Source organism: Tardiphaga sp. (assembly GCF_041424195.1).
Lineage (GTDB): Bacteria > Pseudomonadota > Alphaproteobacteria > Rhizobiales > Xanthobacteraceae > Tardiphaga.
Map to the genome: position 1 here is coordinate 1 of NZ_JBGMOE010000092.1, position 9,949 is coordinate 9,949.

The 9,949-nt window shown below is 61.7% G+C and carries 10 protein-coding genes, 1 tRNA gene and 1 pseudogene; 9 read left to right on the forward strand and 3 right to left on the reverse strand.

The features are described 5' to 3' along the window. The 7 genes from ACEK02_RS13985 to ACEK02_RS14015 form a co-directional block, all read left to right on the forward strand. Positions 1 to 773: urease subunit alpha (locus ACEK02_RS13985; protein ID WP_371422285.1), on the forward strand; the 773-nt coding region annotated here is incomplete at its 5' end. Positions 774 to 1,056: 283 nt separating this feature from the next. Further along, positions 1,057 to 1,356: a putative quinol monooxygenase gene (locus tag ACEK02_RS13990; protein WP_371422286.1), complete on the forward strand. Its 300-nt coding sequence runs from the start codon at positions 1,057 to 1,059 to the stop codon at positions 1,354 to 1,356. Between the two features lie 15 nt (positions 1,357 to 1,371). After that, positions 1,372 to 1,671 carry a putative quinol monooxygenase gene (locus ACEK02_RS13995; protein WP_371422287.1) on the forward strand — a complete coding sequence of 100 codons (300 nt, stop codon included), beginning with the start codon at positions 1,372 to 1,374 and terminating at the stop codon, positions 1,669 to 1,671. A gap of 16 nt (positions 1,672 to 1,687) precedes the next feature. After that, entirely contained in the window at positions 1,688 to 2,365 is a 678-nt protein-coding gene (locus ACEK02_RS14000) for an urease accessory protein UreE (RefSeq protein WP_371422288.1), read from the forward strand. After that, the gene (locus ACEK02_RS14005) at positions 2,346 to 3,092 is read left to right on the forward strand and encodes an urease accessory protein UreF (protein ID WP_371422294.1); all 747 of its coding nucleotides are present in this window, start codon (positions 2,346 to 2,348) and stop codon (positions 3,090 to 3,092) included. Before ACEK02_RS14000 ends, ACEK02_RS14005 begins: the two co-directional genes overlap by 20 nt. Before the next feature lie 192 nt (positions 3,093 to 3,284). Next, entirely contained in the window at positions 3,285 to 3,905 is a 621-nt protein-coding gene (gene ureG / locus ACEK02_RS14010) for an urease accessory protein UreG (protein WP_371422289.1), read from the forward strand. A gap of 273 nt (positions 3,906 to 4,178) precedes the next feature. Continuing rightward, positions 4,179 to 5,828: an HWE histidine kinase domain-containing protein gene (locus ACEK02_RS14015; protein WP_371422290.1), complete on the forward strand. Its 1,650-nt coding sequence runs from the start codon at positions 4,179 to 4,181 to the stop codon at positions 5,826 to 5,828. Positions 5,829 to 5,980: 152 nt separating this feature from the next. On the opposite strand, the gene rpoH is transcribed toward ACEK02_RS14015, so the two are convergent. Both rpoH and ACEK02_RS14025 read right to left on the reverse strand, forming a co-directional pair. Beyond that, positions 5,981 to 6,880, reverse strand: a complete 900-nt coding sequence (rpoH, locus tag ACEK02_RS14020) for an RNA polymerase sigma factor RpoH (RefSeq protein ID WP_371422291.1) — start codon at positions 6,878 to 6,880, stop codon at positions 5,981 to 5,983. Between the two features lie 213 nt (positions 6,881 to 7,093). Further along, complete coding sequence (locus ACEK02_RS14025; RefSeq protein ID WP_371422292.1) at positions 7,094 to 8,104, reverse strand: RluA family pseudouridine synthase; 1,011 nt, start codon at positions 8,102 to 8,104, stop codon at positions 7,094 to 7,096. Between the two features lie 85 nt (positions 8,105 to 8,189). Here ACEK02_RS14025 and ACEK02_RS14030 point away from each other — a divergent pair, with 85 nt between their 5' ends. Both ACEK02_RS14030 and ACEK02_RS14035 read left to right on the forward strand, forming a co-directional pair. Next, positions 8,190 to 8,531: a hypothetical protein gene (locus ACEK02_RS14030; protein WP_371422293.1), complete on the forward strand. Its 342-nt coding sequence runs from the start codon at positions 8,190 to 8,192 to the stop codon at positions 8,529 to 8,531. Between the two features lie 108 nt (positions 8,532 to 8,639). Then, positions 8,640 to 8,714 (forward strand) — tRNA-Glu (locus tag ACEK02_RS14035). 513 nt (positions 8,715 to 9,227) lie between these two features. Here the strand turns inward: ACEK02_RS14035 and ACEK02_RS14040 are convergent. Then, positions 9,228 to 9,944: pseudogene (locus ACEK02_RS14040) on the reverse strand (recombinase family protein); the annotation flags it as partial. Positions 9,945 to 9,949: the final 5 nt, after the last annotated feature.

The window sequence follows — 9,949 nt, forward strand, 5'->3', positions numbered from 1 at the left end:
ATCTCGACATGCTGATGGTGTGCCACCATCTCGATCCGTCGATCGCGGAAGATCTCGCCTTTGCCGAAAGCCGCATCCGCAAGGAGACGATCGCCGCCGAAGACATCCTGCACGATCTCGGCGCGCTCTCGATGATGTCGTCGGACAGCCAGGCCATGGGCCGGCTCGGCGAGGTCATCATCCGGACGTGGCAGACGGCCGACAAGATGAAGAAGCAGCGCGGCTCGCTGAAGGAAGACAAGGGCAATAACGACAATTTCCGCGTCAAGCGCTACATCGCCAAATACACCATCAATCCTGCGATCGCGCATGGCGTGTCGAAGCTGATCGGCTCGGTGGAGAAGGGCAAGCTGGCGGATCTGGTGCTGTGGTCGCCGGCCTTCTTCGGCGTCAAGCCGGATCTGGTGATCAAGGGCGGCTCCATCGTCGCTGCACCCATGGGCGATCCCAACGCGTCGATTCCCACGCCGCAGCCCGTGCATTACCAGCCGATGTTCGGCGCCTTCGGGCGCGCGCTGACGCAGTCTTCGGTGGTGTTCACATCGGGCGCTGCAGTCGCCGGCGGTCTCGCCAAGAAGCTCGGTATCCAGAAGTCGCTCTATGCGGTTGAGAATGTCCGCGACGGCATCTCGAAGAAGAGCATGATCCACAATGGCGCGACGCCGAAGATCGAGGTCGATCCGGAGACCTATGAGGTGCGCGCGGATGGCGAACTCCTGACCTGCGCGCCAGCGGAAGTGCTGCCGATGGCGCAGAGGTACTTTATGTATTGAGGTGAATGGTCTCCCTCCCCAAGCAGCGTAGCTAGGTGGGGCTGGCGGACGAATTCGTCCGCCATGGGTCGGCCGATAGGCGGGGGTGGGGTGCCCCACGTGAGGACGGCGTTTGTGGCACTAACCCCACCCGTCACGATGCTCGCTGAACGCTCGCAGTTGTGCCACCCTCCCCAGTCGCTTCGCTCCGGGGAGGGAAAGAGAAGCCTTCAATCCCTCGCGGTAACCTCCTAATGTGCGTCCCGGCAATCTCAGCCACAACAAGAAAACCGGGAGGACTCCCTTGATCTACGTCGTTGCCACACTGACCGTGAAGCCGGAAGCACGTGCCGAACTCATCGCCGCAGCACAGGCCTGCATCGCGGGGACCCGCGCTGAGCCGGGCAATATCGCCTATGATCTGCATGAGAGCGTGACCGATCCGGCCAAGATGGTGTTCGTCGAGCAGTGGGAAAATGCCGAGGCGCTGGTGCCGCACCGCCAGATGGAGCACTTCAAGGCCTTCGGCCGGGTCGCCGCGAAATGCCTGAGCGCACCGCCGAAGATCGAGGTCATCACGCCCGCCGACGTCACCGTGCGATAACGGGAGGGAAACAACATGATTTATGTCGTTGCCACCAGTCAGGTGAAGCCGGAATGCCGCGATGATTTCATCAAGGGCGCCAAGGAATGCATTGCTGCGACACGTAAGGAGAAGGGCTGCATCTCCTATGAGAACCATACCAGCATCCACGATCCCAATCTGTTCGTGGTGGTGGAGCGCTGGGAGACTCGCGAGGATCTCAATGCCCATGGCAAGGCACCGCATATGAAAGTCTGGCGCGAATATTCCGCGCCGTTGAAAGTTGCACCGACCGTCATCGAGATCATCAGTGACGGCAAGGTCGAGAAGTTCTGAACAGGAAGACAACGGAATGATCCGCGCGACTGAAGTCAAAGGTCAATACAACTGGAAAGAGGCGGCGGTGGACACCGTCGTCCTCGACTTCGACGACCGTCATCGTCGCCGCATGGCGATGACGGGGACGCGCGGACTGGAGTTCCTGCTCGATCTCGAAAACGCCGTCGCCCTGCGGGGCGGCGACGCCCTGGTGCTGGAAGACGGTCGCCTCATTGAGGTGGTCGCAGCCCCGGAGCCGCTGATCGAAATCCGCGGCACCGATCCCGGCCATCTGGTGCGGCTCGCCTGGCATCTGGGCAACCGCCACCTCCCGACGCAGATCATGGCCAAAGGTCTGCGCATCCGCAGCGACCATGTCATCGAGGAGATGGTGAAGGGCCTCGGCGCGCGGGTGATCGAGATCGAGGCGCCGTTCGATCCCGAAGGCGGCGCCTATGCCGCCGCGCATGAGCCGGCGGGTCATGGACACCATGACCACGGTCATCACGATCATGGTCATCACGACCATCATGGTCACGACCATCATGGGCATGATCACCATGGCCACGATCACAGCAAGCATGACCATGGTCATCAAGCGCATGGTCATGCCGAGCATGTCCATGACGAGCATTGCGGTCACGATCATCATCATGATCACGACAGCAAGCACGACCACCACGGTCACTCTCATGCTCATGACCACAAATAGACCGGCGGACAACGGGTCGCCAAATGACTCTCCCGCTTTGTCTGCCGACGAAGGCGCCGCGCTGTATCGGCTGATGACCTGGCTCTCACCAGCCTTTCCGGTTGGAGCGTTCTCCTATTCCAGCGGCATCGAATGGGCCGTCGAAGCCGGTGACATCACCGATGCCGCCACGTTGCAGGACTGGCTGTCGGCGATGCTGTCCGATGGCGCGGGCTTTTGCGATGGCGTGTTTCTCGCGCATGTCCATCGCGCAGCATCTGATGGCGATGACAAGGCGCTCCGTGATGTCGCCGAACTTGCGAGTGCGTTCGTGTCGTCGAAGGAACGTCAGCTCGAAACGACCACGCAGGGCAGGGCCTTCATCGATATCGCGCGCAATGCGTGGTCGCATGGGGGCATGGAGCGGTTGATCGCGGTGTGTGACAGTCCGATCGTCTATCCTGTTGCCGTCGGGCTTGTGAGTGCCGCGCATGGCGTGCCGCTGTCGGCGACCATGCATGGTTTCTTTCACGCTGTGATATCGAACTGGATTTCCGCGGGTGCGCGCCTTGTGCCGCTCGGCCAGACCGACAGCCAGCGCGTGCTCGCAGCGCTGGAGCCAGTGGTCGTCAGCACAGGCCATCGCGCCATGGCGGCTTCGCTCGACGATCTCGGCGGCGCGGCGTTCCGCTCCGATATCGCCAGCATGCGTCACGAGACGCAATATACGCGGCTGTTCAGGTCATGACGGCTCTAACCCAGATCACACACCGGATCCCTCATGGTCGCCTGAACGCAATCGCGTTCAGGCCGGAGGAACGTGCCGTTTGGCCCGCGTCTCGAACCATGAGTTGCTTGGCGCATCCTTCGAGACGCGGCGAAGCCGCCGCTCTTCAGGATGAGGGCCGTCGCTTTATCCTCAACCGAAAGTACCCCTGACATGTCCAGTTTTCACGGTCCGCTCCGCGTCGGCATTGGCGGTCCCGTCGGCTCCGGCAAGACCGCGCTGATGGACCTGCTCTGCAAGACCATGCGCGAGCGCTACGACATCGCGGCGATCACCAATGACATCTATACCAAGTGGGATGCCGAATATCTGGTGCGTTCGGGTTCGCTGACGGCAGATCGCATTACTGGCGTCGAGACCGGGGGCTGCCCCCATACGGCGATCCGCGAGGACGCCTCGATGAACCTGGCGGCGGTCGCCGACATGCGCGTGAAGTTTCCCGATCTCGACATGGTGCTGATCGAATCCGGCGGCGACAATCTCGCGGCGACCTTCTCGCCCGAACTGGCTGATATCACCATCTACGTCATCGACGTTGCGGCCGGCGACAAGATCCCGTCCAAGGGCGGCCCGGGCATCACGCGATCGGATCTGCTGGTGATCAACAAGATCGATCTGGCGCCCTATGTGGGGGCCTCGCTGGAGAAGATGGATATCGACGCCAGGCGGATGCGCGGTGTGAGGCCTTTCGTGATGACCAATATGAAGACCCAGGACGGTCTGGATCGGATTATCTCATTCATCGAGACGAAGGGTGGGCTCAAGGCGAAATGAGCTCCGGACTTTCCGATTTGAGACCTGAGTCTTGGACTGGAGTCTTGGACTGGAGTCTTGGACTTGAGCCTTTCATATCTCGTTGGCTATAACGGCGAACCGCTCGGCATCCCGACAGGGCATTGCGCCGTAAGTCATTTCGTTAAGCCTGTTTGCCTAGATTTGTCCGATCCAAAATTATTCCCAGAAGGCTGGAACCAATTCCCTCCAGCGTGATTGGCCTATTCCCGAGCCGCTGAACCGGCAGCAACGTCTCCTATTCCGAGTAACCGCGTGGTCCGGCTTGGTTTCATCATCGCTCTACTGGCACTGGTCGGAGTTCTGCTCTCCGGCCTCGCGGCCTATCGCGTGCATGACCAGGAGCTGGCGATCGAAAACATCGCGCTCGGGCGTGCCGTGGATATCCATGCGAGCCTGGTGCAGGAGCGTCTGACCGAGCGCGAATTGCTGGCCCGGGTTGCCGCGGGGCTGTTTCGTGCGCCGACGGTCATGAAGGCCAATATGCTGCAGCCGCTGCGGGCCTCGATCTACGCCTTCAAGACCGATTTCGCTATCGCCGGCTGGATCGCCCGCCTGCGGCCGAATGAATTACCGGCCGCCAGCGCGGAGCTGGCCAGTGCCGGCTACCGCAATCCCACGATCCGCAACTACAACGACGATCGTCTCGATGCCAGGGCGCTGGAACAGCCCCTGGACGTGCTGATGGATGTGGAGCCGCGCAATTCCGTCACCGAAGGCCTGGCCGGTCGCGTCCTGAATTTCTCTCCCGTCACAGGTCCCACACTGGCTCGCGCCGTGAACGAGGGCAAACCGGTCGCCTCCAGCCCCGCGCCGCTGCTGCAGCCCGATGGACCGTTGGGATTGGTCCTGGTGACGCCAGTTGTGCCCGAAGGCGATCCCGCGCCGGCCGGCTTCGTGTCGTTCTCCTATGAACTCGGGCCGCTGATGCTGGCCAATGACGAGATGTCATTGTTCTCGGTGGCGCTGAAAGATCCGCGCGTCGCTGATGGCGAAATCGTCGCCGACGAGGAGGGCAGGGTGACAGCGCGCCCGCTGGTGGCGAATGGTCCTGCGCTGGCGGTCCTGCGCACGGTTTCGTTCGGCGGGCGTGACTGGTCGCTGGGCTATTATCCGAAGATCAATACCGAGCTGCGCGCGCGGCGCATCGCGATCATCGTCGGCGGAGTCGGCCTCGCGCTGACGGCCATCGTTTGCGGGTTGTTCGGCTATGTCTCCTACGCCAATCTGCGGCTGCGGCGCGAGGTCGAGATCCGCATCGGCTTCGAACGCCGTCTGACCGCCGTCATCGACGAGCTCAATCATCGCGTGAAGAACATCCTGGCGGTGATCCAGTCCATCGTGACGCGCACGCTGCGTCACGGCTCCGACGTGGACAGCGCGCGCGATCTCCTGATCGGCCGTATTCACGCGATGTCGAATGTCGTGTCGCTGCTGAGCGAGAGCCAGTGGCAGGGCGTTCAGCTCAAGGGGCTGTTCGAGGCGCGCGCGATCCCGCATGCCGACCGTATCGCTGCGACGGGGCCCGATATCGTGGTCAGCGCGCGTGCGGCGCAGAGCCTTTCATTGCTGTTCTTCGAGCTCGCCTCGCATTCCGACGAAGGCCTGTCGCTGGTCGGCAAGCACCCGCATATCGTTGCGCATTGGGAGATTACGGGCGCGGCGCCGGACGGGCAGTTCAATTTCCGCTGGGAAGAGTTCAACACCAGCGAAGCAACGCGGCGGCCGGACAGCGATTTCGGTCTGGTGCTGCTCGATCGCGTGGCGCCGGAAGCGCTGGGTGGTACGGCGAAGCGTTACTTCACCGATGTGTCCTATGTCTACGAATTGACGGCGCCGGTGGAGACGGTGATCGACATGACCGAGCGCGACCGGACAGAGGCGCTGGCGAAGCCGATCAGGTAATTGATCCCCTCGGCCGATCGAAGCGGTTCCCTTACCCGGTTAGGGCGAGAGGAGACTGCGCCACGTCGTGGATCATGCTCCAGCTTCCATTCAGCCAACAAAAAAGCCGGCGTTTCCGCCGGCTTTCATATTCGTCGGATCCGCTGCGCCTGTTAGTGCGCAGCTTCCAGAGCTGCAGCTTCGGCCTTGGCGATGGTGCCCTTGACCGCGGTCTGCACCTTCTCGAAGGCACGGACCTCGATCTGGCGGACGCGTTCGCGCGAGACGCCGAACTCGGAGGCGAGATCTTCCAGCGTCATCGGTTCATCGGCGAGACGACGGGCCTCGAAGATGCGCCGTTCGCGCGGGTTGAGTACACCGATGGCGCCGTTCAGCGCCTGACGGCGATGATCGAACTCCTCGTGCTCCGCCATGATGGCTTCCTGGTTGGGCGAGTTGTCGACCAGCCAGTCCTGCCATTCGCCGGCTTCGCCGTCGTCACGGATCGGTGCGTTGAGCGACGCGTCGCCACCGAGGCGGCGGTTCATGTCGATCACGTCCTGTTCCGTCACGCCGAGACGCGTGGCGATGATCTTGACCTGGTCGGGACGCAAATCGCCTTCGTCCAGGGCGGAAATCTTGCTCTTCGCCTTGCGCAGGTTGAAGAACAGCTTCTTCTGGTTCGCGGTGGTGCCCATCTTCACGAGCGACCACGAACGCAGGATGTACTCTTGAATCGACGCCTTGATCCACCACATGGCGTAGGTGGCCAAGCGGAAGCCTTTTTCCGGCTCGAAGCGCTTTACAGCCTGCATGAGGCCGACGTTGCCTTCCGAGACAACTTCGGAGATCGGCAGACCGTAGCCGCGATAGCCCATGGCGATCTTGGCGACGAGCCGCAGATGGCTGGTCACAAGGTGATGTGCCGCGTCGCGATCATCGTGCTCGCGCCAGCGCTTGGCGAACATATATTCCTGCTGAGGTTCCAGCATCGGAAACTTGCGGATCTCGGCAAGGTAATGCGAGAGGCCGGATTCTCCATTGAGAACCGGAAGGGTAGCTGTACGGGCCATTATGATGCCCTCCAGTGGTTCAGACCCCCGATAGCGGCGGGTCAGGCAGCGAGCGCTTTGTCAAAGCCGCCCTGGCTGCGATGTTCCGCGTCTCATCTGACGCAGGTGCAACATACACCCTACTACAAGCGTATTGAAAGTGAATTCGCTGTCACGTTCCCGTGCGGCCAATATAAGTCTTTGTAAAAGCTTTATTTTTTATATGCATCTGCGTCATTCTGGCACGGCCATATGGGCGCGCAAAACTGCCAGATCGTGAGGAAGCTCGCTGGTCCACTCCAGAATCTCGCCTGTGCGAGGGTGCTCCAGCGCCAGCAAATAAGCGTGAAGCGCCTGCCGGTCGAGCGCTTCCAGCGCCGCGCGGCTCTTCACGCCCAGCGACGACGCCTTGGTCTTGAAATGCGAGCCATAGACCGAATCCCCCATCAGCGGATGCTGAATATGCGCCAGATGCACGCGGATCTGGTGCGTCCGCCCCGTCTCGAGCTGGCAGGCCAGCAGCGAGGCGATCGGCTTGCCGTGGCGATCGGGGAATTCCTGCAGCACTTCCCAGTGGGTCACCGCATCGCGGCCACCTTCACGGACCGCCATCTTCTCGCGGGCATGGGGATGCCGGTCGATCGGCGCCTCCACGGTGCCGCGCGGGCGGTTCGGAACGCCCCAGGCAAAGGCCATATAGCCGCGGCGCATCTCGTTGGTGCGGCCGTGATCGGCGAACTGCGCTGTCAGGGACTGATGCGCGGCGTCGTTCTTGGCCACCACCATCAGGCCGGTGGTATCCTTGTCCAGACGGTGCACAATACCCGGCCGCTTCACGCCGCCAATCCCCGACAGAGACGCGCCGCAATGGGCGATGAGCGCATTCACCAGCGTACCGGTCTCGTGGCCGGCCGCGGGATGCACGACGAGGCCCTTGGGCTTGTTGATGACGATGATGTCCTCGTCCTCGAACACGATATCGAGGGCGATATCCTCGCCTTCGGGCTCCGGCGCGATGGCCGGCGGCACGTCGATTGTGATCGTATCGCCGGCAGCGACATGATAAGCGGGGTCGCGCACGGGGGTGGGCTCTTGCGGGGACCGGGTGATCGTCACCTGTCCGGCAAGGATCAGCGCCTTCAGCCGCGACCGCGACAGAGCCGGGCTGCGCACGGCGAGCACGCGATCGAGCCGGGTGGAGCCTTCATCGCCCTGCACCGTGACATCCAGCCGTTGATCGTTCATTCCGTAGCGCCTTTTGTTAAAGAAGCGGCTTGCCTACAAGAAGCGCCTTGCTTCGAGAGCCTTGAATTAAGAGACGAGTGTTTGCATGACCCAGCCCGCCGCCGATAGCGCGCCCGAACCGACCCTTGAACAGGCCGCCATGATCGCGCGCGTCCGCCGCATGATGCTGATCGCGGGCCTGACCACCGCTCTCGGCGTCGGCGCGCTGCTCGTTGTGATCGGCTACCGCCTTTTCCGCACGGATGGAAGCACTGTGACGTCCACGACGACCGCGACCTTGCCGAAAGGCGCGAAAATCCTCTCTACGGGGGTGGCGGGGGACCGTATCGTGATGACACTGGACGTCGGCGGCAGCACGGAAATCCGTACTTTCGACGCCAAAAGCCTGAAACCCGCGGGTACGCTGAAATTCGCCAGCGAGCCCTGAGCTTCGCCTGCGACCCCCTGGCTAGCTCGGAAACCATAACGATGATGAGGTTCAGGGCTGCCAGCACCTTGCAGCCGCCGCCATTCCCGGCTATCCCCTCCCGCGCACGCTCCGTTCGTCTAACGGTTAGGACATGGCCCTCTCAAGGCTAAAATAAGGGTTCGATTCCCTTACGGAGCGCCACTCAGTACTCATCTGCGAACCCGGATTGGACCCATTCCGGCTGGCCAAGACCGCTCTTTCGAGCACGTCCTTGCTGCCTTTGATGCGGATTTGGGCATCGTCGACCTCGACCACGTCAATGAGGGATTGCATATAGGCCTTGCGGAACGGAATCGATCCCGAGGTAATATTCTCACGCATACTGCGACCGAACTGTTCAAGCAGCGCTGGATCAATCTGGATGGCTTGCGATGAATGCGATTTGGCCCGTTCGAGCGCGGCCTTGGCGCGGTCTCGGTCGGCCTTCAAGGTGTTGAGACGATCCTTCAGGACGTCATCCATTTCCGTAACGCCGTCCTCGATCAGCCGATAGAGCCGCTTGAGCTTGTCGTCGGCGTCGGTGGCCTCTCGCTGCAAAGCGACAACGCGGGCATTGACCGCGTCAGCCTTTTCCGAACGCCGTGACGAGAGTGAGGACAAGATCGAGGCCAGACGCTCTGGCTGAAACAGTCGTTCGGTCATGTGGGTGGTGACGAGGTTGTCGAGCTTGTCCATCGGTATCGACCGGCCCTTGCAGACCGTCTTGCCCTTTCGGGCGCAGGTCGAGCACGTATAATACCGATGGACGGCGCCGGTCTTCGAGGTGCCGGTCCGCAGCGTCATTCCGCCGTTGCAGGTTGCGCATACGGCGAGACCGGTGAGCAGGATCGGTCCCGTCGTCACGCGCGGCGCGGCGACCTTAGGACTGCGGGCATGAAGCTGGCGTTGGACCTGCTCAAACTGGTGAGGTTCGATGATCGCGGGAACCGCTGACGTGACGACCTCTTCATCAGGCTTCCATTTGCCGGTGCGGGACGACATCCGGTTGAATTTCCACTCACCTTTATAGGTCGTGTTGGTGAGGATCTTGTAGATGGTGCCGACGCCAAAGGTTTTGCCCTTGCGCGTGCGATGGCCGCGGCTGTTGAGCCATTTCACGACCTCTTTGACGCCGAGCGCGCCGGACGTGCCGTCGCCATAAATATACAGCTTGAAAATGAGCTGGACGGTTTCGGCATCGACGGGATCGATGGCCAGGGTCTTCTTGATCTTGGTGCCGCGCTTCTCAACCTCGACCAGCACGTAGCCAAGAGGGACCGGCGAACCGTTCCAGAAGCCCTGCTGAGCGTTAAGTTTCATGTTGCGCAGAACGTGTTTTGCGTTCTCTTTGGACTGATATTCATCGAACAGCGCAATGACCTTCCGCATCATCGCCT